Origin of the sequence: Marivivens sp. LCG002 (genome assembly GCF_030264275.1) — a bacterium.
In the GTDB taxonomy this organism is placed as follows: Bacteria; Pseudomonadota; Alphaproteobacteria; order Rhodobacterales; family Rhodobacteraceae; genus Marivivens.
On the sequence record NZ_CP127165.1, the window covers coordinates 848,992 to 875,760 of the forward strand.

Below are 26,769 nucleotides of genomic sequence, written 5' to 3' on the forward strand. Positions count from 1 at the left end.
CGCGACACCTGCCGCACAAAGCATCGCGGGATTTTCGCGTTTCCCATTGACCCAAGCGGCCGAGAACGCCACTTCGTTACAAAAGACTTTGATGGGAACGAAGATGAGCAATCCGCTATTGAACGACTGGTCCACCCCTTTCGGGCTTCCGCCTTTTGACGAGATTTCGGATCAGGATTTCGCGCCTGCGATCGATGCGGCGCTTGACGAGGCGCGCGCCCATATTGCGGCCATTACCGCAAACGAGGACGCGCCAAGTTTCGAGAACACGATCACGGCGCTCGAGCTGGCGGATGGGCGCCTAAGCGCGGTTCTCGGCGCGTTCTACGCCTTGGCGGGCGCAGACAGTAATCCCGAGCGCGAAGCCTTGATGCGCGAGTTTGCTCCGAAACTTTCGGCCTATGGCTCGGAGATTTCTTCGAACGAGGCTCTTTTTGCTCGTATCGATGCGCTTTGGAACGGCCGCGACGCGCTGGGCCTGACGGCTGAACAAGAGCGTGTTCTCATGCTCACCCATCGTGGTTTTGTGCGTTCGGGTGCCTTGCTCAAAGGGGCCGAGGCGGAACGGCTCAAAGAGATCAAATCGCGGCTCTCCGTTCTCGGCACCGAATTCACCCAGAACCTCTTGGCGGACGAGCGCGATTGGTTCATGCCCGTGACCGAGGAAACGCTTGCGGGTCTGCCTGATTTTGTGGCCTCTGCGGCCCGCTCTGCAGGCGAGGAAAAGGGGCAGAGCGGCCCTGTGATCACCCTGAGCCGTTCTCTGATTGTGCCGTTCCTCCAGTTCTGTCGGGACCGCTCCCTGCGCAAGACCGCTTATGAGGCTTGGACTGCGAGAGGGGCGAATGGCGGCGCGACCGATAACCGTGCCATTGCCGCCGAAACGCTCAAGCTGCGCGAAGAGCGCGCAAAGCTCTTGGGGTATCAAAGCTTTGCAGACTTCAAACTTGAAACCGAGATGGCGGGAACGCCTTCTGCCGTTCGGGACCTTCTGTTGCAGGTCTGGGCGCCCGCCAAGGCTGCCGCGGAAGCGGATGCCAAAGTGCTTGAGGCGCGTCTTGTGGCCGATGGCTTTACCGCGCCGCTCGAACCGTGGGACTGGCATTATTATTCCGCGCGCCGCCGCGAAGAGGAGCACAGCCTCGATGAGGCCGCGATCAAACCCTATTTCCAGTTGGACAAGATGATCGAGGCGTCCTTTGCCTGTGCCTCGCGTCTTTTCGGCCTTGAATTCAAGCCTGCCGAAGGTCCGCTTTACCATCCCGATGTGCGCCTTTGGGAGGTGTCCCGCAATGGCGAGCACGTGGCTCTCTTTGTGGGGGACTACTTTGCGCGGGGGTCCAAGCGTTCGGGTGCATGGTGCTCGGCCATGCGGAGCCAAAGCCGCAGCAACGGCGATGTGCGGCCCATCGTGGTGAACGTGTGCAATTTTGCCAAACCCGCCAAAGGTCAGCCCGCGCTTCTTTCCTATGATGACGCGCGCACGCTGTTCCACGAGTTCGGCCACGCGCTCCACCAGATGCTGTCGGATGTCACCTATGAAAGCATCAGCGGCACCTCGGTTGCACGCGACTTTGTAGAGCTGCCCAGCCAGCTTTATGAACACTGGCTCGAAGTGCCTGCCGTGCTCGCCGAATTCGCGCTTCATGCCGAAACAGGCGAGCCGATGCCGAGCGATCTTTTGAACCGCGTGCTGGCGGCTGCGACCTATGACACGGGGTTCCAGACGGTCGAGTATGTCTCATCCGCGCTGGTCGATCTTGCGTTCCACAATGGCGCGGCCCCCGCCGATCCGATGCAGAAACAGGCCGAAGTGCTCGAAGACATCGGGATGCCGCGTGCGATCCGTATGCGCCACGCCACTCCCCATTTCGCCCATGTGTTTGCGGGGGACGGATATTCGAGCGGGTATTACAGCTATATGTGGTCCGAGGTGATGGACGCCGACGCTTTTGCCGCTTTCGAAGAGGCGGGGGATCCTTTCGATCCCGCGCTTGCCGCGAAGCTGGAGGAGTTCATTCTCTCCAAGGGCGGCTCGCAGGATGCGGCCGAGCTTTACACACAATTCCGCGGGCGGCTTCCTGGTGTCGACGCGCTTCTCAAAGGGCGGGGGTTGCTCGACGCAGCCTGATCAGCGGCGATCGTCGTCGGGGTGGCGTTCCACCCCGATGGGGTCCTTGTGGATCATGACGTCCGCGCTTGGATAGGTGCTCACGATCTTGCGCCTAAGCGCCGCGCCGATAGCATGGGCGTCATCAAGGCTCTGGCTACCGTCAAGTTCGATGTGCATGTTCACAAAGACGCGGCTGCCCGCTTGTCGTGTCCTGAGGTCGTGAAACCCGTGCACGCCCGGAAAATCGTCGGTGATCTTGCCGATCCCGTCGATCATTTCCTCGTCGGCGGCGCGGTCCATCAGAGCATCCCAAGCTGTTTTGCCGATCTTGAAGGAGCCCGCAAACATCAGCGCGGCGGCCATAAGGGCCACAATGCTGTCGATGGTCCCGAGCCCGAAGCGGGACGAGACCCAGAGCGCGACAATCGCCCCCACATTCGGAACGAGATCGCCCACATAATGGAGCGAGTCAGCCGCAACGACCTTGTTGCCTGTTTTGCGCGCCACGAACCGTTGCCACAGCACCAAGCCAAAGGTGAGGAGGATCGAAAACACCATGACGGTGATCCCCGCGCCTTCGTCCGAAAGCGCACCTGCCTCGCCCGAAAGGAGCCGTTTGACCGCCACATAGGTGATCCAGCTCGCCGATCCCGCAATAAAGAGCGATTGGGCGAGAGCGGCAAGATCCTCGGCCGAGGTATGGCCGAAGGCATGGTCCTCGTCTGCGGGTTTGGCGGCGTAGCGGATCGCGATCAGTCCCCCGATCGACATCATCAGATCAAGCGCCGAGTCGGCAAGCGTGGCGGCAATCGCCACCGATCCCGTGAGCGAAAGCGCCCAGAGTTTCGCAAACACGAGGATCAGTGCGACTGCGACGGAAAACATCCCCGCCGACATGTTCAGGCGCGTGTGGTGTGCTTGGCTCATTGGCCTACTCTAGGATTTCGGGTCAGGAGACTGAAGGATTATTCCAGCACTTCTTCGGGGTCTACCCCCCAAATCGCCGATTTGGGCACCCAGCCGTCATAGCCGTCCGCATCGATCTCGCACCATGTCGGCGTGCAGCCTTTGAGACGTGCGATCACACCGCTTTCCAACAGGGCGATCTGGGTGCTGTCTTCGCTGGCGCGCGAAAAGACCGGCTGCATTTCTTCGTCAACGATGACAGTGCGCACACCCGACAAAAGCGTAAAGTGGATCCAGCCGCCAAGCCCCTCGCGGTCGACGACACGGCGCCAGTTCTCGAATTCGGCCACGACCTGAAGCGGCATGTCGCGGCGGGTGAAGATCCAGTCGATCCGATGCGAAAGCGAAGGCCCGCGCCGCACGTTCGCCTCGCCTGCCTTGAGCGAAACATAGCGCGGAAGCGGAAGGTTCGTGACCTCGCCGCGCACGATCTCCTGTGCGGGCAGCGGAGATGCGGCAAGTGCAAGAGCCAAGGCCAGCCAGCGAAGGAGGGTCGTCATAACAGATGCTTTCCGAAATCTAGTCTGCTCAATTGTCCAAGGGCGGCTTAGGTGCTCTTGTGCCTCGGTCATTGTCTTGGCAATCTGACACCAATGCAGTGATTTGCAAAGCAGCGGAGGGAAAATCATGTCAGGTAAACGTCTGAGTGTTGTCGTCACGCGACGCTTACCCGAACAGATCGAAGTCCGTCTCAAAGAGCTCTTCGATGTGCGCCTTCGTGATGACGACACGCCCTTGACCCGTGAACAACTCGTCGAGGCGATGCGCGGCTGCGATGTTCTTGTGCCCACCGTGACCGACAAGATCGACAATCCGATGCTTGCCGCAGCGGGGGACCGGCTCAAGCTCATCGCAAACTACGGGGCAGGGGTCGACCATATCGACGTTGGCACCGCCCGTCAGCGCGGAATACATGTTTCAAATACTCCGGGCGTGATGACCGAGGATACGGCGGATATGGCGATGGCCCTCATCCTTGCCGTCACCCGCCGCATCCCCGAGGGGCTTGCTCTCATGCAATCGGGCGAATGGGGCGGATGGGCCCCCACTGCAATGCTTGGCGGGCGGATTGCGGGGCGCCGCTTGGGGATTCTCGGGATGGGCCGGATCGGTCAGGCGGTCGCCCGCCGCGCGCAGGCCTTCGGTATGACCGTGCATTATCACAACCGCAAACGTCTTCGCCCCGAGGCCGAGGAGAAAGTCGGCGCGACCTATTGGGAGAGCCTCGACCAGATGGTCTCGCGCGTTGACGTGCTGTCGATCAACTGCCCGCATACGCCGAGCACTTTCCACCTTATGAATGCGCGTCGTCTCAAGCTGATGAAGCCGAGCGCCGTGATCGTGAACACCAGCCGCGGCGAGGTGATCGACGAAAACGCTTTGACACGCATGCTCCGCGCGGGAGAGATCGCGGGTGCAGGGCTTGATGTCTTCGAACACGGGACCGAATTCAATCCGCGCCTGCGCGAGTTGCCCAATGTGGTGCTCTTGCCGCATATGGGCTCGGCCACGGTCGAGGGGCGTCTGGAGATGGGCGAAAAGGTGATGATCAACATCCGCACCTTTGCTGACGGGCACCGTCCGCCCGATCTTGTCGTCCCGTCGATGTATTGAGCAAAGGACGCTTTGATGACCCCGACCATATGTCTTGAGTGGCTTGCGGACGCCGATCGCAGCATTCCCTTGCCCGCCTATCAGACAGGAGGTGCAGCGGGGGCCGATGTCTGCGCCAATTTCCCCACCGATCAAAGGGAAGGCGTCACACTGGAGCCGGGGGCGCGGGTCCTTGTCCCGACGGGGCTGCGGATGGAAATTCCCGAAGGCTACGAGGTGCAGGTGCGGCCGCGTTCGGGGCTTGCACTCAAGCACGGGATTACCCTTCCCAATACGCCGGGCACGATCGACAGCGATTATCGCGGACCCTTGGGGGTTATCGTGATGAATGCTGGGTCCGAGCCGTTCCATATCGCCCATGGCGACCGCATCGCCCAGCTTGTCGTCGCGCCCGTGCTACAAGCCCGTTTCGAAATCACCGAAGGTCTGAGTGAAACCCAGCGCGGTGCGGGCGGTTTCGGCTCTACGGGGGTCAGATCGTGATCCTCGTCGGCGCGATGGTCCTAGCGCTTTGGGGCATCGGTATGCTCATGGGCGCCCCGAAAAAGGCGCGTTGGGTCATGATCTCGATCCTGATGGTCGGGGTCATTCTTGTTCAAATCACCTTTATCGAAGGCCATCCCCTCCGCGAAGCCACAGGCGGTGATGTGCGTTTTTGGGCGCTATTGATCGGCTTTGCGGTGATCATCGCGGGCTATCGCTGGCTTCTGACCAAGCTCAAGGCAAAAGCCAAAGCGGAAGCAACCACCCCGATTCAAACGGGGACCTTCTCGGAAACCGAAATCAACCGCTATGCGCGGCACATGATCATGCGCGAGATCGGCGGTCAGGGGCAGAAAAAGCTCAAGGAAGCCAAGGTTCTGGTGATCGGGGCAGGGGGGCTTGGCTCGCCCGCGCTTCTCTATCTTGCGGCGGCGGGCGTTGGAACCATCGGGATCGTCGATGATGACGAGGTCGAAGGCTCGAACCTTCAGCGCCAAGTGATCCACGCCGACAGCCGCATCGGGATGCCCAAGGTGTTCTCGGCGGAAACCGCGATGAAGGACATCAATCCGTTTATCACCGTGAAACCCTATCAGCGCCGCTTGACCGAAAAGGATGCAGAGGCGCTGATCGGCGAGTATGACATCGTTCTCGACGGGACGGATAACTTTGCGACGCGGTATCTCGTCAACCGTATCTGTGCCGAGCTCGGCAAGCCTTTGGTTGCGGCTGCGATGACGCAATGGGAAGGCCAGATCAGCCTCTATGATCCCGCCAATGGAGCGCCGTGTTACGAATGCGTCTTCCCCGAAGCACCTGCGGATGGATTGGTTCCGACCTGTGCGCAGGCGGGCGTGCTCGGCCCGTTGCCGGGGGTGATCGGATCACTCATGGCCACCGAAGCGGTCAAAGCTATCGTGGGCGCGGGCGAAGGGTTGCGCGGAAGGCTCTTGATTTATGATGCGCTTTACGCAGAGCCACGCGTGCTCAGGACCAAGCGGCGCGAAGATTGCCCCGCTTGCAGCAAGGCTCACTGACCCCGATTGTGGCGCGGTCTTTGGCCCTCTGGCCGTCGTGGTTTGGGCGCTGAAGCGGCTTTCGGTGTCAGCATCGCTTCTTTGACCTCGTATTCTCCGACATCGAGATCGGCCACGGTATAGGGCCCGATCGACCAGCGGATGAGGCGTAGGGTCGGAAAACCGATGGCGGCCGTCATGCGCCGCACCTGACGGTTCCGTCCCTCCGCGATGGTCAACTCGATCCATTGATCGGGAATCGATTTACGGTATCTGACGGGCGGATCACGCTCCCAGATGCTTGGCGGATCGATGAGACGCGCTTTGGCGGGGCGGGTCGGCCCATCATTCAGCGTCACCCCGCGCCGCAACGGGTCCAGATCGGCATCTGTCGGCGCGCCTTCGACCTGCGCCAGATAGGTCTTTTCGGTCGCGAACCGTGGATTCGAATATTGCGCCTGAAGCCGACCGTCATCCGTCAAAAGCATCAACCCCTCGCTGTCGCGATCAAGACGACCAGCGGGATAGACCCCCTTGATCTTGATATAGTCGGAAAGCGTCGCGCGCGGTGTCGGATTTTTGGTATCCGTGAACTGCGAGAGAACGTCGAAGGGTTTGTTGAAAAGAACGAGTTTGGCCATATCGCCTTGTAGCGCAGCCTCTCAAGGCAGGCGAGAAAAGAATACAGCGCGGAAAATGATCAAAAAACCCATGAGAATAAGGGGTTTGATCAAATTCATGCGGGCAAAGGGAAAAATTTTTCCGCGATGAAAATTTCCTCTTGAAACGAGTCGGTATTTGCCCCAAATGCGCGTTTTATAGACGCCAACGCACGCGCCTCTGGCCGGTAAAGCAGTCCCGCTGAACGTGTTTACGTAGCGACGGTAACGTCTCCTTTTGGAACTGTTTGGCCTTTGGCCCGTCTGATGGAGATGACCATGACGACTGCGAGCTTCGCTTCGGCGAAAACCGAATCCCTGTCTTTTGACGCTTCCCGTCTCGACCAATATGTCGCGGCCCACGACTTTGATCGTCCGACCCTTGTGATCGACGTGGACCGTGTCGAACAGCAGTATCACGCGCTCAAGGCAGGTCTTGGCCGCGCCGACATCCACTATGCCGTCAAGGCGAATCCCGCTGTCGAAGTGATCGAGCGCCTTGTGCAGCTCGGTTCGCATTTCGACGCCGCCTCGCGCCCCGAGATTGAAATCTGCCTGTCGCAGGGTGCAAAGCCGCACCAGATTTCTTTTGGCAATACGATCAAGCGTCCCTCGGATATCGTTTGGGCCTTTAACGCAGGGATCACGCTCTTTGCGGCCGACGCCGACGAAGAGCTCTACAAAATCGCCGAGCATGCGCCGGGGAGCGATGTCTATATCCGTCTCATCGTAGAAGTGTCTCAGGCCGATTGGCCGCTCACCCGCAAGTTCGGTTGCGACCGTGATACGGCTCTGCGTCTGTGCGATCTTGCCAAGGAGCTTGGCCTCAATCCTGTGGGCTTCTCGTTCCATGTCGGCTCGCAAACCCGTCAGGCCGCCATGTGGGAGCCTTCGCTCGAAGCGCTGGCCGAGATCTGGCACGCCGCCAAGGCTGCGGGTCATGACCTCACCCTTCTCAACATCGGCGGCGGTTTCCCCGCTTTCTATGATGAAGAGATTCAGGCGCCGACCGACTATGCCGCTGCCGTTATGGAGCTTGTCATCGCCAAGTTCGGCGAAGTCGAACGCATCATGGCCGAGCCTGGTCGCGGTATGGTTGCCGAAGCAGGCGTGATCGTGTCCGAAGTTCTGCTTGTCTCGCGCAAGTCGGACCGCGACATGCACCGCTGGGTTTACCTCTCGATCGGTCGTTTCTCGGGTCTTGCCGAAACCGAAGGCGAGGCGATCCGCTACAAGTTCGAAACCCCGCGTGACGAAGACGCGATGGGTCCCTGCATCATGGCGGGTCCGTCCTGCGACAGCGCCGACGTGCTCTATGAAAAGCGCCCGATGCCGCTTCCGCTCACGCTCAAGGCAGGGGACCGCGTGCTCATCCGCAACACGGGTGCCTATACGTCGACCTATAGCTCGGTCTGCTTCAACGGCTTCCCTCCGCTCGACGTGGTTTGCATTTAACCACCCAAGCATCAAAGCGGCACACTGTATACCACTGTGTGCCGCTAAGTCTTTATAAAGACTAATTTTTTATCTTGAACGATCGGTCTATCCGATTAGAGTGCACCCACCTTATTGATGGCTGCGCTATGACCCCGATAGAAGATCACCCCCTCCGTTATTCGCTCGTCAACGAGCTTCATGCGCGGCCTTTCCCGTCGATGAAGGCACCGGGGCGCGCGGCTTATCTTGCGATAAAACCAGCACAAAATGCCGCCGAGCGGGATCGGGATGCCGAGCGGGCCCATCTGATCGACCTTCTCGATCGGTTCGGTGCGTCGCACCCGCAACCGGGCGCCACCCATTATTTCGGGCAAATCGGCAAATACATGCTGAAATGGGAGAGCCACACCGAGTTCGTGACCTATACGATCATCGGTGACGGCGTGGCCGAACGCCCCTTTGACGCCGCAACCTTCGAGGTGTTCCCCCAAGACTGGCTCAATGCGGCTCCAGGAACGCGGATCACTTCGGCACTTATCCGTGTCGAACCGCTAACCGACGACCGTCAGATCGAGCCCAAGATCGAAGACTGGTTCGTTCCCGAAAGCCTTGCCATCAGCCGTGTGCTCGAGGACGAATTGGTGATCGCTTCGGATTTTCGCATCGACCCCAAGGGGCACATGCGGTTCGCGATCTTTGCCCGCCCCGAAACAGGAGAGCGTCGCATCGGCCGCGTGATGCAGCGCCTTTGCGAGATCGAGACCTATAAATCCATGTCGATGCTCGGGCTGGCCCGCGTGCGCGACATGGGGCCGACAATGAATCAGCTTGAGGACAGGTTGACCAAACTTGTGCAGGGCATGGCGGACGAGGCGATCCAACCCGCCGAAACCCTTCATCAACTGCTCGAAGTCTCTGCCCAGCTTGAAGGGTTGATTGCGCGCTCGAGCTTTCGGTTCGGGGCAACGACGGCCTATGAATTGATTGTAAACCAGCGGATCGAAGTGCTCCGTGAAGAGCGGTTCGAAGGGCGACAGACCTTTGCCGAGTTCATGCTCCGCCGTTATGATCCCGCGATGCGCACTGTCAAATCCTCGGAAGTGCGGCTCAAAGCCATGTCGGATCGGGCGATCCGTGCGGGTGATTTGCTCCGAACCCGCGTCGACGTTGAACGCTCCGCCCAGAACCAGGCGCTTCTGACCAGTATGGACCGTCGCTCCGATCTTCAGCTCAGGCTCCAGAAAACGGTCGAGGGTCTATCGGTCGTCGCGATCAGCTATTATGCACTCAACCTAGTGCTTTATATGTTGGGTCCGATCGAAAAGGCCTTTGATATTCCCAAGTATTATATCGCGGCAGCGGCCACGCCTGTGGTTGTTCTTGCGGTCTGGCTGATGCTCAGACGCATACATAAACATATGGAATAGGTGGTATTGCTCCTTGGCGTGGGATGCGTGAGACTGCACGCAATCCATAAACCCCGAGGTGCACCCATGCCGATCAAGAACAGCTTTGCCGAACGACTTCCCGAGATTGCGGGGTGGCGTCGGCATTTGCATGAGAACCCCGAGATTCTCTTTGAGGTGCACAAAACGGCGGCCTTCGTAGAAGAGCGTCTGCGTGCCTTTGGCTGTGATGAGGTCGTCACGGGTCTTGGACGCACGGGCGTTGTCGGTGTCATCAAGGGGAAAACCGATACCAAGGGTGCCGTGATCGGTCTGCGAGCCGATATGGACGCACTCCCCATTCACGAGGAAACCGGCCTTCCCTATGCGTCCAAAACGCCGGGGGCCATGCATGCTTGCGGTCATGACGGGCATACGGCGATGCTTTTGGGGGCAGCGCAGTATCTGTGCGATACGCGCCAGTTCAACGGCACGGTCGTGGTGATCTTCCAGCCCGCAGAAGAGGGCGGCGGCGGAGGGCGCGAGATGTGCGCCGATGGCCTTATGGATCGCTTCGGAATTCAGGAAGTGTATGGGATGCACAATTGGCCGGGGGTTCCCATGGGCACTTTTGCCATTCGCGCAGGGTCCTTTTTCGCCTCTACCGACCAGTTCAAGATCGTGATCAAGGGGCGGGGCGGCCATGCTGCGAAACCGCATGATACTGTCGATCCGATTGTCATGTCGGCACAGATTGTGACTGCGCTCCAGACGATTGCCAGCCGCAATGTCGATCCCGTCGATCAGGTGGTGGTTTCTGTGACCTCGATCGAAAGCAGTTCGACCGCGTTCAACGTCATCCCGCAGCTTGTGACGATCAAAGGCACAGTGCGCGCGATGACCAAAGAGACGCGAAAGTTTGCCGAAGAGCGTTTGACCGCCCTCGCGCGGACCACGGCGCTCGCTTTTGGCGGCGAGGCAGAGGTGAATTACTTCCACGGGTATCCCGTCATGGTAAACCATCCCGAACAGACGGAATTCGCGGCCCATGTCGCAACCAAAGTGTCCGGCAGTTGCGCCGAAGCCCCGATGATCATGGGCGGCGAAGACTTTGCCTATATGCTCGAAGAGCGTCCGGGGGCCTATATCCTTGTCGGAAACGGCGAAACGGCGATGGTCCATCACCCTGAATACAACTTCAACGACGAGGTTATTCCTGCCGGTTCGAGCTGGTGGGTCGGGCTTGCCGAAGAACGGATGCCGATCGAACAAGCCTAAGCGAGGATCAGCCGCCCGTGTGGGACATGTGGCGGCTCATCTTCCCCTGAACATCCTGACGCGAATAATCGAAGTCGTGGCCCTTGGGCTTGAGCGCGATGGCGCGGCGGATGGCGTCCTCGATATGGGCGGGATCTTCCGAGGCGCGGAGCGGCGCGCGGAGGTCCGAATGACCCTCCTGACCGAGACAGGTGTAAATCTCGCCTGTGCAGGTGATCCGCACACGGTTACAGCTTTCGCAGAAATTATGGGTGAGCGGGGTGATAAATCCGATCTTCTGCCCCGTTTCCTCGAGCCTGACATAGCGGGCAGGCCCGCCAGACCGCTCGTCCGTGTCCCGAACCGTGTAGCGTTCCGCAAGGCGGGCGCGCAGGTCCGAGAGCGCCCAGTATTGCCCGAGACGGTCCTCGTTGCCGATGTCGCCCATCGGCATGACCTCGATAAAGGTCAGATCCAGATCGCGGCTTGCGCACCATTCGGTGAGCGAGAAGAGCTCGTCTTCGTTGAACCCCTTGAGTGCAACGGTGTTGATTTTCACCCGAAGCCCCGCCTCCTGCGCGGCGTCGATCCCTTTGAGAACCTGAGGTAGGCGGCCCCAACGAGTGATGTCGGCGAACTTCTGCTCGTCCAGCGTATCAAGCGAAACGTTGATACGGCGCACTCCCGCAGAGGCGAGGTCTTGGGCATATTTGGCGAGTTGGGAGCCGTTCGTTGTGACGGTCAGCTCTTTGAGTGCCCCGCTTTCAAGGTGGCGGGACATCGAACGGAAGAACGTCATGATATCGCGGCGAACCAGCGGTTCCCCCCCTGTAATCCGAAGTTTTTCAACGCCGAGATTAACGAAGGCCGAGCACAGCCGATCCAGTTCCTCAAGCGTCAGAAGGTCCTTTTTGGGAAGGAACGTCATATTCTCGGACATGCAATAGACGCAGCGGAAATCGCAGCGATCCGTCACCGAGACGCGAAGATAGCGGATGGCCCGCTGAAAAGGATCAACCAGAGTTGGGGTCATAGAGCGAACCTAGGAGTCGCTCTCCACTTCGGCAAGGGCCATTCGGAGAGTTGTCAGAGGTTTCGCACCAAAGTAGCGTGTAAGTATGAAACACATCTCGCTCATACCTCTTTTGATTGTGGCGCCTTTGCTAGCGGCCTGTTCGTCTCCTTCGCTTTCTCGGTTCGGCCCGAGCGAAGGCGCTGCACCTGTCTTTGGGGCACCCGAGGCGGTTTCGGTGCAAACGCTCGACCCCACACCTGCGCCCGAGCCTCCGAAATCCGCGCGCACCGCCGCTGAATTTGACACCACAAGCCAAGAGGACAGAGAGGCCGCGCTGGCCAAGCCTGTGAATGCGGAAGCCGAACTCGGAACGACTTTGGCCACGCTCGGATCGCCCGCCGATCCCGGGATCTGGCTCAAGACGCCGCTAGTGGACGAGCTGGTGATGGGACGCGTGCTCTACAAGGGCGCTTCGGTGAACCTCGAGCTGCGCCCCTCGGGCGGGGCACAAGGATCAGGCAGCCAGATCAGCCTTGCCGCTATGCGGCTTCTCGATGCTCCGCTCACGGGGATCATCGAACTCAACGTCTTTTCAGGGGGTTAGTCCTTGAGCTGACGCAGCGCTTCTTTGCGGGCAAAGGCTTTCATCCGCGGGCCGTAGTCCGCGATAAAGGCTTTGACGCGCTCGGGGTCGCGCTTGCCCAGATCCCGCAGCCACCACCCGATGGCCTTTTGGATGAACCACTCGCGGTCGTCCACATACCCCGCCGCCCAAGACAGGATACGCTCGCGCGCCGCGATCTCTTCGGGTTTGGGGTGGGTGATCTTGGTCCAAGGGAGCGTCATGACAAGCACCGCTCGGCGCGACCACATATGCGGGGAGACGGTCCACGGTTCGATCTCGTCCAATCGCGTCGGATCAGCGCTCAGGCGCTTTTGGCCCGCGATGGCGACATGATCGGCAATCGCCCAAGCGTCGAAGTCGGGCACCCAGGACTTGATCAACTCCCATGCGGCCGTGTCGTCGGGTCGGATACGGGCTTGGGTCAGAAGTTTCGCCGCTGCGATGCGTGCCTCGTGGATGTTGGTGGCCCAGAGCGCAGATGCGAGCTCTAGTCGTTCCTCGAGAGTGCATGCCGCGCGCCATTCCTTGGTGAGATCGTCGATCTGGGGATTGCTCACGCCGAGATAGGGGCGCTCCACCTTGTGATAGGCAAGTAGCTCGGGTGCCTTTTCCGCGTCGGCGAGTGCTTCGAGTGCGGTTAGCGCTTGGTCGATGTTCACCGAGGTTGCTCCAGTTTCCATGTCAGATGGGCGCGAACGGCGGGCCATTCGCTTGCGATGATCGAATAGACAACCGTGTCCCGCAGCGATCCGTCCGCCATGACCATATGCGAGCGCAGAACGCCGTCCATTTTCGCGCCCAAGCGCTCAATGGCGGCGCGGCTCTGATGGTTCATGAAGTGGGTTCGGAATTCCACCGCAATGCAGCCCAAAGTGTCGAAGGCATGGGCAAGGAGAAGACGCTTTGCTTCGGTGTTGAGAGGGCTGCGCTGGACGGATTTGCGATACCACGTGGACCCGATCTCGACGCGTTTATTGGTGGCATCGATGTTCATATAGGTGGTCATACCCACAGCCTTGCCATCAGGCGTGCAGATCGCGAAGGGGAGCATGGAACCGGTCGCCTGAAGTCCGAGACGGCGCTCGATTTCAGCAGGGACGCCTTCGGGCGAAGGGACGCTCGTATACCAAAGCCGCGACAGGTCGCCGTCCGCAGAGGCTTCGGCCAGATCAGCGGAGTGGTCACGGCTCAGAGGGCAAAGACGAACGTGCTTTCCCTCAAGCGTGACGGGGGTGGGCCAGCTCATAGATAGTCCTCGATGCCTGTCGGCTTTCCGTCGATGGTTTTGGTGTTTTTCTCGGCCCAATAGGCTTTGATCCCCTCGCGGCCCTTGGTTTCGGTCCATGTGCCGAGCGTGGCGCGTTCGTCTTTGAAATCGAAATAGGGCACCTGATACCCGCATGAACTCTGGACCAGATCGACATCCATTACAAAGATATTGCGTGCCCCGTCGTGGGCGGGGAAAAGCGCATCGAGCGCGGCCCAATCCGCATCCCCGTCATGCACGGCGCGGGCCCTGCCATAGGCCCGAAGGATCAGGGGACGCGTTTCAAAGCCGCACCACATGACGGTCATGCGCGCATTCTCGAGAAGGTGGCCCGCCGTTTCGTTGCCGCTGCCTGTGATATTGCGCCAGACGAGTTGAGTGTCGCCCGTCACACGAAGCGAGTCCCCGCCCTTTGGCGAGAGGTTCACGCGGCCTTCATTGGCTGCAGTCGCAACGAAATAGATGTGCTGCGCCGCGATAAAGCTGCGGTGATCCTCGGAAAAGGCAGGGAACTGTTTGGCCATTATTCCACCGTTACCGATTTGGCGAGGTTGCGTGGCTGATCGACATCGGTGCCTTTGGCAACGGCCGTGTAATAGGCGATGAGCTGGGCAGGGATCGCGTAGAGGATCGGTGCAAGCATGTCGGGCACTTCGGGCATGGTGAGGGTCTCCCACGTGCCTTCGCCGGCTTCTGCGATGCCTTTCTTGTCCGAAACCAAAAGCACCTTGCCGCCGCGGGCCATGACCTCTTGCATGTTGGACACGGTCTTTTCGAAGAGCGCGTCGCGCGGGGCCATGACGATCACGGGGACGTTCTGGTCCACGAGAGCGATGGGCCCGTGCTTGAGCTCGCCCGAGGCATAGGCTTCGGCGTGGATGTAGCTGATCTCCTTGAGTTTCAGCGCGCCTTCCATGGCGATGGGATACATCTGGCCGCGACCGAGGAAGAGAATATCACGGGCCTCGGCAAGCTTGTGAGACACCGCTTCACAGGCGCTTTCGATGCCGAGGGCGATGTTCAGGATGCCGGGGAGCGCCCGTAGATCATCAAGTCGCTGTGCCAATTCATCTGGCGTTAGGCGACCCTTTTGCGCAGCAGCTTCGAGCACGAGAATGGCAAGCGTTGTCAGCTGACACGTGAACGCCTTGGTTGATGCCACGCCGATTTCGGTGCCTGCATGGATGAGCATGGCAAGGTCGCTTTCGCGGGCGATGGAGCTTTCGGGGACGTTGACGACCGACAGGATGCTGTCGGCATGGGCGCGGCAATAGCGAAGCGCGGCGAGCGTGTCGGCGGTTTCGCCCGACTGGCTCACGAAGAGCGCGGCGGTGCCTTTGGAAATCGGCGGTTCGCGATAGCGGAATTCCGAGGCAACGTCGACGTCGACGGGGATGCCCGCGATCTGCTCGAACCAGTATTTCGCAACGACACAGGCGTAATAGGCCGTGCCGCAAGCGACCATGGTCAACCGCTCGATCTTGGTGAAATCAACGCCGGGAGCAGGGAGCTCGATCGTTGCGCCGTTGAGATAATGGTGCATGGCATTGGTGGTCACGGTCGGCTGCTCCGCGATTTCCTTGGCCATGTAGTGTTTGTAGCCGCCCTTATCGATGGTCGCGGCGTCGATCTGGACCTTGCGCAGTTCTCGGTTTGCAAGAGCTCCGTTGATGTCGACAATCTCCAGCGAAGTGCGGGTGATGACAGCGCAATCGCCCTCTTCGAGATAGGTGATCTGGTTGGTCATCGGCGCAAGCGCGATCGCGTCCGAGCCGACGAACATCTCGCCGTTGCCGTGACCGATGGCGAGAGGGGAGCCTTTGCGGGCGGCCACAAGAAGGTCTTCTTCGCCCTCGAAGAGGAAGCAAAGCGCATAGGCCCCTTCGAGACGGGCAATGGTTTGCTTGGCAGCGTCGACAGGGGCGTTGCCCTGACGCAGGAAATATTCGGTGAGGAGCGCGACGGTTTCCGTATCGGTGTCGGTCTCATACCCGATGCCGTTTTCGGCAAGAAACGCGCGCAGCTCGCGGAAATTCTCGATGATACCATTGTGGACCACGGCCACTTTGCCCGCGCGGTGCGGGTGCGCGTTCTTGACCGAAGCCGCGCCATGTGTGGCCCAGCGGGTGTGGCCGATGCCGGACTTGCCGAAAAGCGGCTGGTGCACGAGCGTGTCGGAAAGGTTCACAAGCTTGCCGACAGCGCGGCGACGGTCGAGCACACCCTCTTGAACGGTGGCGATACCTGCGCTGTCATAGCCGCGATACTCGAGACGCTTGAGCGCCTCGACAAGGATCGGTGCGACTTCGTTATTTCCAAGGACCCCTACAATACCACACATAATTAGGCTCCAGACTGCTTGTTTTGCTTCATTTGCTTTAACTTTTCGAACATCCGCACAGCGAGGCCGTCTTTGTTCGTTTGTTTGACCCGACCGATGGAAAGCGCCCCGTCGGGCACGTCCGAGGTCACGATTGTGCCCGTTGCAGTCATCGCATTATTGCCCACCGTCACCGGTGCGACGAGCATCGTGTTCGAGCCGATGAAGACGTTCTTGCCGATGGTCGTCTTGTGTTTGAAGACGCCGTCATAGTTGCAGGTGATCGTGCCTGCGCCGATGTTGGTGCCTGCTCCGATTGCCGCGTCCCCGATGTAGGTGAGGTGGTTGACCTTGGCGCCTTCGTCCACGATGGCGTTCTTGATCTCGACAAAGTTGCCGATGTGCACGTCCTCGGCGAGTTCCGCGCCGGGGCGCAGACGGGCAAAGGGACCAACGGTCGCGCCGCGGCTCACATGGCACCCTTCGAGATGCGAAAAGGCGCGGATGGTGGCCGAGGATTCGATGGTGACTTCGGGACCGAAGACGACATTCGGCTCGATGATCGTATCGCGACCGATGACGGTGTCATGGGCGAAATATACGGTCTCGGGTTCATAGAGCGTGACGCCGTCTTCCATGGCTGCATTGCGAGCGATGGTCTGGAAGAGTGCTTCGGCTTGGGCAAGTTGCGCACGGGTGTTGACGCCAAGAGTTTCGGCCTCGTCACACCGCACCACAGCGGCCCGAAGCCCCCGCGAGCGCGCAATCCCCACAATGTCGGTGAGATAGTATTCGCCGGACGCATTCTCGTTGCCCACCGCGTCGATCAGGTTAAACAGAACTGTAGCATCGGCTGCAATAACGCCGGAATTACAGAGCGTTATGGCGCGTTCCTCGTCCGAAGCGTCCTTGAATTCGACGATCGCTTCAAGGGCGTCACCCTTGGTGATCAGTCGCCCGTATCGACCCGGATCTGCGGCTTCGAAGCCAAGCACGACCACGGCATTTTCCTTGCGGGCCTCGATCATCGCCTCGATGGTTTCAGGGCGGATAAAGGGGGTGTCGCCATAGAGCACGATGGCATCGCCTTCGACACCGTCGAGCGCAGCGCGCGCCTGAGCGACGGCATGGGCGGTGCCCAGTTGCTCTTCCTGAAGAACCACTTCCGCATCGGGGTCATAGGCTTTGACGGCCTTCTCGACCAGCTCTGCGCCATGGCCTGCAACGACCACAGTCTTGACGGGGTCCAGGGCCTGTCCCGACTTCATCGCATGCACGACGAGAGGGGCACCTGCGATTTTGTGGAGAACTTTGGGAAGATCGGAATTCATCCGCGTGCCCATGCCCGCGGCCAAGATAATAAGGGAAATACTCATCGGTGCCTCAACAATTCTTGCGCCGTTCTTACCTGAAAGTAGCGTTTGCGCAACCACAGAGGGGTTCACAACAGTTTTCGGATCGTTACACCCTTGGTGTGGAAACCCGAAGGAGCGCAAATGCGGACTGTGATCTTTGATCTTGATGGAACCTTGGCCGACACCAGCTTTGACCTGATCGAAGCGGCCAACGCTTGTTTTCGGGGCTTGGGGCTCGGCGATCTTCTCGATCCCGTCGCGGATGGGCCTGTTGCTCTCAAAGGGGGCAAAGCGATGCTGACGCTCGGGTTCGAACGAAGCGGCACGCATGGCGCCGAAGAGGTCGACCGCCAGCATCCCGTTTTGCTTGAGCATTACAAAGCGAACATCAATCGCCATACCTTCTTTTTCGACGGAGCGATGGAGGCGGTCCGCACGCTCAAGGCCAAGGGCACGAAGGTCGGTATCTGCACCAACAAACCCGAAGCGCTCGCCCTTCAGCTTCTGACCGAGATGGGGGTGCTGGGTGAATTCCATTCGCTGATCGGGGCCGATACCTTGCCCGTGCGCAAACCCGATCCGCTCCCCTATCAAGAGGCGGTCAAGCGGGCAGGGGGCGTTGTCGAGCGTTCGCTGATCGTGGGGGACACGACGACCGATCTCTATACCTCTCACGCGGCGGGGGTGCCTTGTGTTCTTGTGACCTTCGGGCCTTCGGGCGCGGGCGCGAGGATGCTCGAGTGTGCGGCACATATCGATCATTTCGACGCGCTGCCCGAAGTGGTCGAGCGGCTCCTTCCCTGATCCGACTCGAATCGTAAATCCTGCACACAGCAACGGCGGTTCCGCGTCTCTTGCGCTCTTGGCCTCGGGCGAGGCATCGCCTTTGGCGGCCTTCGGTGAAAAAACCGAGCGAAAAGCCGTGAGAACCGCTCTCGCTTGGTTGACCCTCTCAATGCACGAGGGTAAAGCCTTGGCAAACCAACGGACCCGTGCCCTTTTGGCGCATGTCCCTTGCGAAAGGAATTGTCGTGGAAGAAATGCTTCGCGAATATCTCCCAATCATCATCTTTTTGGGGCTCGCCATTGTTTTGGGTGCGATTCTGATCCTTGCTGCGATCGTCGTCGCTGTTCGTAACCCCGATCCCGAAAAGGTTTCGGCGTATGAATGTGGATTTAACGCCTTTGATGACGCGCGGATGAAATTCGACGTGCGCTTCTATCTCGTCTCGATCCTCTTCATCATCTTCGATCTCGAAGTGGCTTTCCTCTTCCCTTGGGCGGTTGCCTTCCAGGATGTGAGCATGGTCGGTTTCTGGTCGATGATGGTGTTCCTTGCCGTTCTCACGATCGGCTTTGCATATGAATGGAAGAAGGGAGCTCTCGAATGGGAGTGATGACCGGCGCAAACACGGCTGGTGTCGACAAGGAAGTCGTCACCCAAGAGCTGAACCGCGAGCTTCAGGACAAGGGCTTCCTCGTCACTTCGACCGCGGACATGATCAACTGGGCGCGCACCGGCTCGCTCCACTGGATGACCTTTGGTCTTGCATGCTGCGCCGTCGAGATGATGCACACCTCGATGCCGCGCTATGACCTCGAGCGTTTCGGCACTGCGCCGCGCGCTTCCCCGCGCCAGTCGGACCTCATGATCGTTGCAGGCACGCTCACCAACAAGATGGCCCCTGCGCTGCGTAAGGTTTACGACCAGATGCCTGAGCCGCGTTATGTGATCTCGATGGGTTCCTGCGCAAACGGCGGCGGCTATTACCACTATTCCTATTCGGTGGTGCGGGGCTGTGACCGTATCGTTCCTGTGGACGTTTACGTTCCTGGGTGCCCCCCGACGGCTGAGGCTCTGCTTTACGGTATCCTCCAGCTCCAGCGCAAAATCCGCCGCACCGGCACGATCGTTCGCTAAGGAGAGAAGACATGTCTGACGCACTTAACGAACTCGGCGCGCTTCTCGAACTCAAGCGCAATGACGCGGTCCTCGGTTACGAGGTGTCCTTTGGCGAGCTGACCGTCGATGTCGCGCCTGCCCATCTTGTGGCGTTCGTGGAATTCCTCAAGGCCGACAGCAATTGCCAGTTTTCGTCGCTTGTCGACATCACGGCGGTTGACTATCCGGGCCGCGCCAAGCGCTTCGACGTGGTTTACCACTTCTTGTCGATGTATCAGAACCACCGCATCCGTCTTCGCGTCTCTGTGCGTGAAGAGGATATGGTGCCTTCGATCGTCGAGGTTCACCCTTCGGCCAACTGGTTCGAGCGTGAAGTCTTCGATATGTTCGGTATCCTTTTCTCGGGCCATCCCGACCTGCGCCGCATTCTGACGGATTATGGTTTCCGCGGGTATCCGCTCCGCAAGGACTTCCCGACCACCGGCTACACCGAAGTTCGCTATGACGAAGCGCAAAAGCGCGTTGTCTACGAACCCGTCAAGCTGGTTCAGGAATACCGTCAGTTCGACTTTATGAGCCCGTGGGAAGGTGCCGAATACATCCTCCCCGGTGACGACAAGGCCAAGGCCTGATCCGATGACCGCTCAAACCCTCCTTTACTGTGTAGGCGCGACAAAGGCAGGCACGTCCTGGCTTTACCGCGTTCTGCACGATCATCCGGAGTGCAAACTCCGTGATGTGAAGGAGGCGCATTATTGGGACACCATGGGTCCCAAGATGCAGGCGAACCAGACCGCTGCTTTCGACCGCCGCATTGCCGAATTCACGATGATGCAGGTGCGTGCCGAAGTGAACGGCAACACCGCACGCGCCGAGAATCTTGCGCTCCAGATCGACGAACTCGCCCGTCTGCGTGACGTGATCGCGGCAAGCCGTTCGGATGACGCGGCCTATTGGGAGTGGCTGTCGCGTGATGCGGAAGGGGCCAAGCTCATTGCCGATATGACCCCGAGCTATGCTCTGGTGAACGGTGATATGCTCAAGCGCATGCTGGCGCTGCGCCCCGTGACCAAGGTCGTCTATCTGATCCGCGACCCGCTTGCCCGTCTGTGGAGCCATGTGCGCATGACCGTGACCCGCTCGGACGATGACAGTGACGCAAGCTTTGACGAACGCTCGAACGCTGTTCTGGCTTCGGTGATCCGCGAAGGCGCACAGAAACACATTACCAAGCGCGGTGATTATGCCGCCGTGATCGAGAAGCTGCGCCGCATTGTGCCTGCATCCGATCTGATGATCGAATTTGCCGAGAACCTCTTTACCGCAGAAGGGTGGGCCCGTATGTGCCGCTTTCTCGGGATTACGGACCTCGGCGTAGACCAGACCCGTAAAGTGCACGAGGGCAATCGCGCCCGCCTGCACGAGGATTTGGCCGTAGAAGCGGTCAGGTTCTTGAAAGATCAATACGAATGGGTGGCAAAACATGTCGCCCCCCTGCCGCAAGAGTGGCAGGCCAACCTTGCGAGGGTACGCGCATGATGGATGGTGCAAAAGGCTTCGAAGACGCTCTGACGGGCGAACAGAAGATCCGCAACTTCAACATCAACTTTGGTCCGCAGCACCCTGCGGCGCACGGCGTTTTGCGTCTCGTGCTGGAGCTCGACGGCGAGATCGTAGAGCGTTGCGATCCGCACATCGGTCTGCTTCACCGCGGCACCGAAAAGCTGATGGAGAGCCGCACCTATCTCCAGAACTTGCCCTATTTCGACCGCCTCGACTATGTGGCGCCGATGAACCAGGAGCATGCTTGGTGTCTTGCGATCGAGCGTCTGACGGGCACCGTGGTGCCGCGCCGCGCCTCGCTCATCCGTGTGCTTTACTCGGAAATCGGCCGCGTTTTGAACCACCTTCTGAACGTCACCACTCAGGCTATGGACGTTGGTGCCTTGACGCCGCCGCTCTGGGGCTTCGAAGAGCGTGAAAAGCTCATGATTTTCTATGAGCGTGCTTGCGGTGCGCGTCTTCACGCCGCTTACTTCCGTCCGGGCGGTGTGCATCAGGATCTTCCCGACGCGCTTCTTGATGATATCGAAGAATGGGCCGCGAATTTCCCCAAGGTGCTTGACGACATCGACGGTCTTTTGACCGAGAACCGTATTTTCAAGCAGCGTAACGTCGACATCGGCGTCGTCACCGAAGAAGACATCCAGAAGTGGGGCTTCTCGGGCGTGATGGTCCGTGGTTCGGGCTTTGCTTGGGACTTGCGCCGTGCGCAGCCCTATGAATGCTACGACGAATTCGACTTCCAGATCCCCGTTGGCAAGAACGGCGACTGCTATGACCGCTACCTCGTCCGCATGGAAGAGATGCGTCAGTCGACCTCGATCATCCGTCAGGCGATCGCGAAGCTGCGCGGCGAAGCTGGCGACGTTCTGGCCCGCGGCAAGCTGACCCCGCCCAAGCGTGGCGATATGAAGACTTCGATGGAAGCACTCATCCATCACTTCAAGCTTTACACCGAAGGCTTCCACGTCCCCGAGGGCGAAGTTTACGCCTGTGTCGAAGCCCCCAAGGGCGAATTCGGCGTCTATCTCAAGTCCGACGGCACCAACAAACCCTATCGCGCCAAGCTGCGCGCGCCCGGCTATCTGCACCTCCAAGCGATGGATCACATCGCAACAGGGCACCAGCTTGCCGACGTGGCCGCCATCATCGGCACCATGGACGTTGTGTTCGGGGAAATCGACAGATGATCAAAATGCGTTTGGCATTCCCGTTCATTGCACTGGCGCTTGCCACACCCGTCTTTGCGGACGAGGCGGTGGACAAGCTCGTCGTTGCGATCGAAGAGGCGGGCTGCGTTGTCACGATGCAGAACGGCGACGCCGTTTATGCCGCAAGCGGTCTGAGCGAAGAGGAAATCTTTGCGGCCGTGCAGAAGCTTTATGAACAGGGCCTCGTATCTCTCGAGGCTGACGGGAGCATGTCTCTCAAATCGGACGTTTGCCAATAATCGGCTTGGTCCTTTGAACTGTAACCACTAAAGAGGCGCCCGTCGTCTCTAGTAAGATCGGAGCCGTAGCCTCATGCTTCGCCGCCTTCACCACGAACAGCCCGAGAGCTTTGCCTTTACCCCTGCCAACCAAGCATGGGCCGAGGGCCAGATCACCAAATATCCCGAAGGTCGTCAGGCCTCGGCGATCATTCCGTTGCTGTGGCGCGCACAGGAGCAAGAGGGTTGGCTGACCCGTCCCGCGATCGAATACGTTGCGGATATGCTCGGCCTCGCCTATATCCGCGCATTGGAAGTGGCTTCGTTCTACTTCATGTTCCAGCTCCAGCCGACGGGTTCGATCGCGCATATCCAGATTTGCGGCACGCTATCCTGTATGCTCTGCGGGGCAGAGGATCTTGTCGCGGTCTGCAAGGAAGCGATCAACGAAAAGCCGCATACGCTTTCCGCCGACGGCAAATTCTCTTGGGAAGAGGTGGAATGCCTCGGGTCCTGCACCAACGCGCCGATGGCGCAGATCGGCAAGGATTACTACGAGGATCTGACCGCCGACAAACTCCGCGCACTCCTCAAGGATCTTGCCGCGGGCAAGGTTCCGACCCCTGGTCCGCAGAACGGCCGTTATGCAGCCGAGCCGCTGTCGGGTCTGACCTCGCTGACCGAGCACGAAAGCGGTCGTCACCAGTTCAATGCAAGCGCCCAGCTGGCCACCGACATCGGTGATACGGTCAAGCGCATCGACGGCACCGAAGTTCCGATCCTGACCCCTTGGGTCAAAGGTGCGGCCAAGGCGGCGCCGAAGGCTGCTCCCAAGGCCGAAGCCAAACCGGCAGCAAAGCCTGCAGCCAAAGCCGCAGCGCCGAAAGCAGAAGCAGCCGAAGCCCCCAAAGCCGAAGCCGTTGTTGCCGAGAAAAAGCCCCGCACCATGAGCGCCCCGCGCAAAGCAGGTGCCGACGATCTCAAGCGTATCTCGGGCGTCGGTCCCAAGCTCGAAGCTCTCTTGAACGAAATGGGTTTCTGGCACTTCGACCAGATCGCAAAATGGACCTCGGAAGAGATCGCTTGGGTTGATGCCCGTCTCAAGTTCAAGGGCCGTATCGAGCGCGATGATTGGGTCGGACAGGCCACTCAATACGCCGAAGAAGGCAAATAATCGTCAAAATGTGATGCAAAGGCCCCAATTCGGGGCCTTTCTCTTACACCTTAGGCGCGTAGCGGTAAGAAATTATTCAAACGCCATGACATATGCTCTAGCATAACTCTCGTAAGGTTATCCCGAATAAGAACCGATAACCACAATAGGGACTAAGGAGAAGTGTAATGGCGGAAACTAACAACTGTCCAAAGGGATGCTGGATCGCAGGCATCGTTCTTGGAATTATCGCGTTCTTTGTGCTCAAAGGACCGATGCACTGGGGGCTCCTCTGGGCTCTGATCGGCGGGATCGTGATCGCTTTGATCTGTGCCTATGTGCTCAAGTATTTCTTCTGCACGGCGTCTGATGCGACCCAATCCTCTTCCAGTGTGGCCGCCCCCATGGCGTCAGGCTCTGCGTCGAATTCTGCGACAGTGTCGAGCGCGGCACCGGCCAAGGCCATGGCCGACACCAGCGCGAGCGAAAGCGCCGCCGAAGCTGCACCTGCGGCCAAGGCCGAAGCCGCAGCGCCCGCCGCTGCCACCACATCGTCCGAGCCTTTGATCAAGCCCTCCAAGCCGCTCAAGGGCGAAGAGGAACTTGCGGCCGCCAAGGGCGACTGGAAATACGAAGCCGCCCCGGCAGCTTCCGTTCCCGCCGAGCCGAAAGCCAAGAAAGCTGCTGCGCCGAAGGCCGAGAAAGCGCCTGCCAAGGCCAAGGCCGAAAAGGCTCCTGCCAAGGCCAAGGCTGAAAAAGCGCCAGCCAAAGCCAAGGCGCCCGCCAAGGCAAAAGCTCCTGCGAAAGCTGCCGAAGCCCCCGTCGTGGATGACGCTGCGGTAGAGGCTGCGGGTGCAGGCAAAAAGCCGCGCGGTCTCAAAGAGCCCCGCAAAGGGCAGGCCGACGATCTCAAGCTGATCGAAGGGATCGGGCCGGTGCTTGAAAAGCTGTGCAATGATCTCGGGATCTATCACTACGACCAGATCGCGAAATGGGGTCCCGACGAGGTTGCGTTCATGAATCAGAACATGCCGCGCTTTCGTGGTCGCGTCAGCCGCGACAAATGGGTTGCACAGGCGCGTCTGATCGGCGAGGTGGGGATTGAAGAATTCCTCGAACGCGCCAAAACCAATAACTACTGAGACTCGACAGACAGATGGTTGCACCCAAACACGAAAAAGAGCAAAAGACAGGCCAGCGCATCGCGCTGGCTATTGCCGTTGTTGCCCTCATCTGGGTGGGCGCAACCTTTGCTGGCGAGAAGCTGGGCTGGTCCAATCGGACCATGGCCCTATTTGACCTTATCGCTCTTGCCGGTTTCGGCTGGGCTTTATGGATGACTTATGGCATCTGGCGGGCACGCCAGAATGATAAAGGGTGAGCCATGCTCAAGGATCAGGACCGCATTTTCACCAACATCTACGGTATGCACGAGCGCACGCTTAAGGGTGCGATGGCTCGTGGCCACTGGGATGGGACAGCGAACATCATCAAAAAAGGCCGCGACTGGATCGTCGACGAGATGAAAGCCTCGGGTCTGCGTGGCCGTGGCGGCGCTGGCTTCCCGACCGGTCTCAAGTGGTCGTTCATGCCCAAGGAATCGGACGGTCGTCCTTCGTATCTCGTCATCAACGCCGACGAATCCGAGCCGGGCACCTGTAAAGACCGTGAAATCATGCGTCACGATCCGCACACCCTGATCGAAGGCGCGCTGATCGCGTCTTTCGCTATGGGTGCGCATGCGTGCTACATCTATATCCGCGGTGAATATATCCGCGAAAAAGAAGCGCTCCAGAACGCCATCAACGAGGCGTATGATGCTGGGCTTCTCGGGAAAAACGCCGCCAAGTCGGGCTGGGATTTCGATCTCTATCTGCACCACGGGGCAGGCGCCTATATCTGCGGCGAAGAAACCGCTCTCATTGAATCGCTCGAAGGCAAAAAGGGCATGCCCCGCATGAAGCCGCCGTTCCCGGCTGGCGCGGGTCTCTATGGCTGCCCGACCACTGTGAACAACGTCGAATCGATTGCTGTCGTGCCGACCATTCTGCGTCGCGGTGCATCGTGGTTCTCGTCCTTCGGTCGCCCGAACAACGTCGGCACCAAGCTGTTCGCAATCTCGGGTCACGTCAACAATCCCTGCGTCGTCGAAGAATCGATGTCGATCACCTTTGAAGAGCTGATCGAAAAGCACTGCGGCGGCATTCGTGGCGGTTGGGACAACCTCAAGGCCGTGATCCCCGGTGGTTCCTCGGTTCCTGTGGTGCGCGGCGAAAAGATGCGCGAAGCCATCATGGACTTCGATTATCTGCGCGGCGAGCTCGGTTCGGGTCTCGGCACTGCGGCTGTGATCGTCATGGACCAGTCCACCGACATCATCAAAGCGATCTGGCGCCTGTCCAAATTCTACAAGCACGAAAGCTGCGGCCAGTGCACCCCCTGCCGCGAAGGCACGGGCTGGATGATGCGCGTGATGGAACGTCTCGTGCAGGGCAATGCCTCGGTCGAAGAGATCGATATGCTCTTCTCGGTCACCAAGCAGGTCGAAGGCCACACCATCTGTGCGCTTGGCGACGCTGCCGCTTGGCCGATCCAGGGTCTCATCCGCAATTTCCGCGACGAGATCGAGGATCGCATCAAGCACAAGCGGTCCATCGCAGCGGAATAAAGTTCAAAAGGGCGGCTCTCGGGTCGCCTTTTTCTTTTCACCGAAGGCTATTTCATGAGCGAATTTCATCTTGCCGAATTGAACGTCGGACAATTGCTTGCCCCGATTGACGATCCCCTGGTTGCCGAGTTCAAGACCAACGTCGAACGCATCAACGGACTTGGAAAGCGCATGCCGGGTTTCATCTGGATGATGGAAGGATCGGGCGAGGGCGCGGTCGGGAACACGGGCACCGTTTTGACCGACGATCCGAAATTCATTTTCAATCTGAGCGTTTGGGAAAGTGCCGAACAGCTGGAGACCTTTGTCTTTGGAACCCTTCACAAACAGTTTTTCCAAAGACGCGCCGAGTGGTTCACAGTACTGGACAAGATGCACTTTGTCATGTGGTGGATTCCCAAAGGCCATCGGCCGACCTTCCAAGAGGCGATGGCGCGACTCGAAGATCTTCGGATGAACGGCCCCTCTGACCGCGCCTTCGGGTGGGACCAAATCCGTAACGCGAGATAACGCGGCGGTTTTCGTTGCCTTCTTCTTTTCC

29 protein-coding genes are annotated in these 26,769 nt (G+C 59.4%); 20 read left to right on the forward strand and 9 right to left on the reverse strand.

The window, feature by feature from the left end:
- The first annotated feature begins 103 nt into the window (after positions 1-103).
- Positions 104-2,131 carry a M3 family metallopeptidase gene (locus QQG91_RS04325; RefSeq protein WP_285771752.1) on the forward strand — a complete coding sequence of 676 codons (2,028 nt, stop codon included), beginning with the start codon at positions 104-106 and terminating at the stop codon, positions 2,129-2,131.
- Here QQG91_RS04325 and QQG91_RS04330 read toward each other — a convergent pair whose 3' ends face one another.
- Complete coding sequence (locus tag QQG91_RS04330; RefSeq protein ID WP_285771753.1) at positions 2,132-3,040, reverse strand: cation diffusion facilitator family transporter; 909 nt, start codon at positions 3,038-3,040, stop codon at positions 2,132-2,134.
- Between the two features lie 38 nt (positions 3,041-3,078).
- Positions 3,079-3,579: an SH3 domain-containing protein gene (locus tag QQG91_RS04335; protein ID WP_285771754.1), complete on the reverse strand. Its 501-nt coding sequence runs from the start codon at positions 3,577-3,579 to the stop codon at positions 3,079-3,081.
- 127 nt (positions 3,580-3,706) lie between these two features.
- Here QQG91_RS04335 and QQG91_RS04340 point away from each other — a divergent pair, with 127 nt between their 5' ends.
- The 3 genes from QQG91_RS04340 to QQG91_RS04350 are packed head-to-tail and all read left to right on the forward strand — an operon-like array spanning position 3,707 to position 6,213.
- Positions 3,707-4,693, forward strand: coding sequence for a 2-hydroxyacid dehydrogenase (locus QQG91_RS04340; protein ID WP_285771755.1), 987 nt, complete (start codon positions 3,707-3,709; stop codon positions 4,691-4,693).
- 15 nt (positions 4,694-4,708) lie between these two features.
- Positions 4,709-5,176, forward strand: a complete 468-nt coding sequence (gene dut / locus QQG91_RS04345) for a dUTP diphosphatase (RefSeq protein WP_285771756.1) — start codon at positions 4,709-4,711, stop codon at positions 5,174-5,176.
- A complete protein-coding gene (locus tag QQG91_RS04350; RefSeq protein ID WP_285771757.1) occupies positions 5,173-6,213 on the forward strand; it encodes a HesA/MoeB/ThiF family protein in 1,041 nt (346 codons plus the stop codon). Before dut ends, QQG91_RS04350 begins: the two co-directional genes overlap by 4 nt.
- Here QQG91_RS04350 and QQG91_RS04355 read toward each other — a convergent pair.
- The gene (locus QQG91_RS04355) at positions 6,207-6,833 is read right to left on the reverse strand and encodes a pseudouridine synthase (protein WP_285771758.1); all 627 of its coding nucleotides are present in this window, start codon (positions 6,831-6,833) and stop codon (positions 6,207-6,209) included. The genes QQG91_RS04350 and QQG91_RS04355 overlap by 7 nt on opposite strands.
- 291 nt (positions 6,834-7,124) lie before the next feature.
- Here QQG91_RS04355 and QQG91_RS04360 point away from each other — a divergent pair, with 291 nt between their 5' ends.
- The 3 genes from QQG91_RS04360 to QQG91_RS04370 all read left to right on the forward strand — a co-directional run bounded on the left by QQG91_RS04360 (position 7,125) and on the right by QQG91_RS04370 (position 10,951).
- Positions 7,125-8,306: a type III PLP-dependent enzyme gene (locus QQG91_RS04360; protein ID WP_285772307.1), complete on the forward strand. Its 1,182-nt coding sequence runs from the start codon at positions 7,125-7,127 to the stop codon at positions 8,304-8,306.
- A 128-nt stretch (positions 8,307-8,434) separates the two neighbouring features.
- Positions 8,435-9,715 (forward strand): DUF3422 family protein, encoded by a 1,281-nt coding sequence (locus QQG91_RS04365; RefSeq protein ID WP_285771759.1) that lies wholly within the window; start codon positions 8,435-8,437, stop codon positions 9,713-9,715.
- Positions 9,716-9,781: 66 nt separating this feature from the next.
- The gene (locus QQG91_RS04370) at positions 9,782-10,951 is read left to right on the forward strand and encodes a M20 aminoacylase family protein (RefSeq protein ID WP_285771760.1); all 1,170 of its coding nucleotides are present in this window, start codon (positions 9,782-9,784) and stop codon (positions 10,949-10,951) included.
- Between the two features lie 7 nt (positions 10,952-10,958).
- Here QQG91_RS04370 and moaA read toward each other — a convergent pair whose 3' ends face one another.
- Entirely contained in the window at positions 10,959-11,963 is a 1,005-nt protein-coding gene (gene moaA, locus QQG91_RS04375; RefSeq protein WP_285771761.1) for a GTP 3',8-cyclase MoaA, read from the reverse strand.
- Between the two features lie 118 nt (positions 11,964-12,081).
- On the opposite strand from moaA, the gene QQG91_RS04380 reads away from it, so the two are divergent.
- The gene (locus tag QQG91_RS04380) at positions 12,082-12,549 is read left to right on the forward strand and encodes a D-galactarate dehydratase (RefSeq protein WP_352232119.1); all 468 of its coding nucleotides are present in this window, start codon (positions 12,082-12,084) and stop codon (positions 12,547-12,549) included.
- Here the strand turns inward: QQG91_RS04380 and QQG91_RS04385 are convergent.
- Genes QQG91_RS04385 through glmU form a run of 5 tightly spaced genes read right to left on the reverse strand, consistent with a single transcriptional unit; the run spans position 12,546 to position 17,533 of the window.
- Positions 12,546-13,250, reverse strand: coding sequence for a DNA alkylation repair protein (locus QQG91_RS04385; RefSeq protein ID WP_285771762.1), 705 nt, complete (start codon positions 13,248-13,250; stop codon positions 12,546-12,548). The two genes, QQG91_RS04380 and QQG91_RS04385, sit on opposite strands and share 4 nt — an antisense overlap.
- Positions 13,226-13,816, reverse strand: coding sequence for a GNAT family N-acetyltransferase (locus QQG91_RS04390; RefSeq protein ID WP_285771763.1), 591 nt, complete (start codon positions 13,814-13,816; stop codon positions 13,226-13,228). The genes QQG91_RS04385 and QQG91_RS04390 overlap by 25 nt, the downstream gene beginning before the upstream one ends.
- Positions 13,813-14,361 (reverse strand): pyridoxamine 5'-phosphate oxidase family protein, encoded by a 549-nt coding sequence (locus QQG91_RS04395; RefSeq protein ID WP_285771764.1) that lies wholly within the window; start codon positions 14,359-14,361, stop codon positions 13,813-13,815. The genes QQG91_RS04390 and QQG91_RS04395 overlap by 4 nt, the downstream gene beginning before the upstream one ends.
- A complete protein-coding gene (glmS, locus tag QQG91_RS04400) occupies positions 14,361-16,178 on the reverse strand; it encodes a glutamine--fructose-6-phosphate transaminase (isomerizing) (protein WP_285771765.1) in 1,818 nt (605 codons plus the stop codon). The genes QQG91_RS04395 and glmS overlap by 1 nt, the downstream gene beginning before the upstream one ends.
- Before the next feature lie 2 nt (positions 16,179-16,180).
- A complete protein-coding gene (gene glmU, locus QQG91_RS04405) occupies positions 16,181-17,533 on the reverse strand; it encodes a bifunctional UDP-N-acetylglucosamine diphosphorylase/glucosamine-1-phosphate N-acetyltransferase GlmU (protein WP_285771766.1) in 1,353 nt (450 codons plus the stop codon).
- A gap of 120 nt (positions 17,534-17,653) precedes the next feature.
- Between glmU and QQG91_RS04410 the strand changes: the two genes are divergently transcribed.
- From QQG91_RS04410 to QQG91_RS04465, 12 genes are all read left to right on the forward strand, one after another.
- On the forward strand, positions 17,654-18,316 hold the full coding sequence (locus QQG91_RS04410; protein WP_285771767.1) for an HAD-IA family hydrolase: 663 nt from the start codon (positions 17,654-17,656) through the stop codon (positions 18,314-18,316).
- Positions 18,317-18,543: 227 nt separating this feature from the next.
- On the forward strand, positions 18,544-18,909 hold the full coding sequence (locus tag QQG91_RS04415) for an NADH-quinone oxidoreductase subunit A (RefSeq protein ID WP_285772309.1): 366 nt from the start codon (positions 18,544-18,546) through the stop codon (positions 18,907-18,909).
- Entirely contained in the window at positions 18,900-19,433 is a 534-nt protein-coding gene (locus tag QQG91_RS04420; RefSeq protein WP_285771768.1) for a NuoB/complex I 20 kDa subunit family protein, read from the forward strand. Before QQG91_RS04415 ends, QQG91_RS04420 begins: the two co-directional genes overlap by 10 nt.
- An 11-nt stretch (positions 19,434-19,444) precedes the next feature.
- Positions 19,445-20,047, forward strand: coding sequence for an NADH-quinone oxidoreductase subunit C (locus tag QQG91_RS04425; RefSeq protein WP_285771769.1), 603 nt, complete (start codon positions 19,445-19,447; stop codon positions 20,045-20,047).
- A 4-nt stretch (positions 20,048-20,051) separates the two neighbouring features.
- Complete coding sequence (locus QQG91_RS04430) at positions 20,052-20,954, forward strand: sulfotransferase (RefSeq protein ID WP_285771770.1); 903 nt, start codon at positions 20,052-20,054, stop codon at positions 20,952-20,954.
- Positions 20,954-22,168 (forward strand): NADH-quinone oxidoreductase subunit D, encoded by a 1,215-nt coding sequence (locus QQG91_RS04435; protein WP_285772310.1) that lies wholly within the window; start codon positions 20,954-20,956, stop codon positions 22,166-22,168. The genes QQG91_RS04430 and QQG91_RS04435 overlap by 1 nt, the downstream gene beginning before the upstream one ends.
- Positions 22,165-22,428, forward strand: a complete 264-nt coding sequence (locus QQG91_RS04440; RefSeq protein WP_285771771.1) for a hypothetical protein — start codon at positions 22,165-22,167, stop codon at positions 22,426-22,428. Before QQG91_RS04435 ends, QQG91_RS04440 begins: the two co-directional genes overlap by 4 nt.
- Before the next feature lie 73 nt (positions 22,429-22,501).
- Positions 22,502-23,581: an NADH-quinone oxidoreductase subunit NuoE gene (nuoE, locus tag QQG91_RS04445; protein ID WP_285771772.1), complete on the forward strand. Its 1,080-nt coding sequence runs from the start codon at positions 22,502-22,504 to the stop codon at positions 23,579-23,581.
- A 167-nt stretch (positions 23,582-23,748) separates the two neighbouring features.
- Entirely contained in the window at positions 23,749-24,702 is a 954-nt protein-coding gene (locus QQG91_RS04450) for a helix-hairpin-helix domain-containing protein (RefSeq protein ID WP_285771773.1), read from the forward strand.
- Between the two features lie 14 nt (positions 24,703-24,716).
- Positions 24,717-24,941, forward strand: coding sequence for a DUF5337 domain-containing protein (locus tag QQG91_RS04455; protein WP_285771774.1), 225 nt, complete (start codon positions 24,717-24,719; stop codon positions 24,939-24,941).
- A 3-nt stretch (positions 24,942-24,944) separates the two neighbouring features.
- Positions 24,945-26,228 (forward strand): NADH-quinone oxidoreductase subunit NuoF, encoded by a 1,284-nt coding sequence (gene nuoF / locus QQG91_RS04460; protein ID WP_285771775.1) that lies wholly within the window; start codon positions 24,945-24,947, stop codon positions 26,226-26,228.
- 54 nt (positions 26,229-26,282) lie between these two features.
- Positions 26,283-26,738 carry a DUF3291 domain-containing protein gene (locus tag QQG91_RS04465; RefSeq protein ID WP_285771776.1) on the forward strand — a complete coding sequence of 152 codons (456 nt, stop codon included), beginning with the start codon at positions 26,283-26,285 and terminating at the stop codon, positions 26,736-26,738.
- Positions 26,739-26,769: the final 31 nt, after the last annotated feature.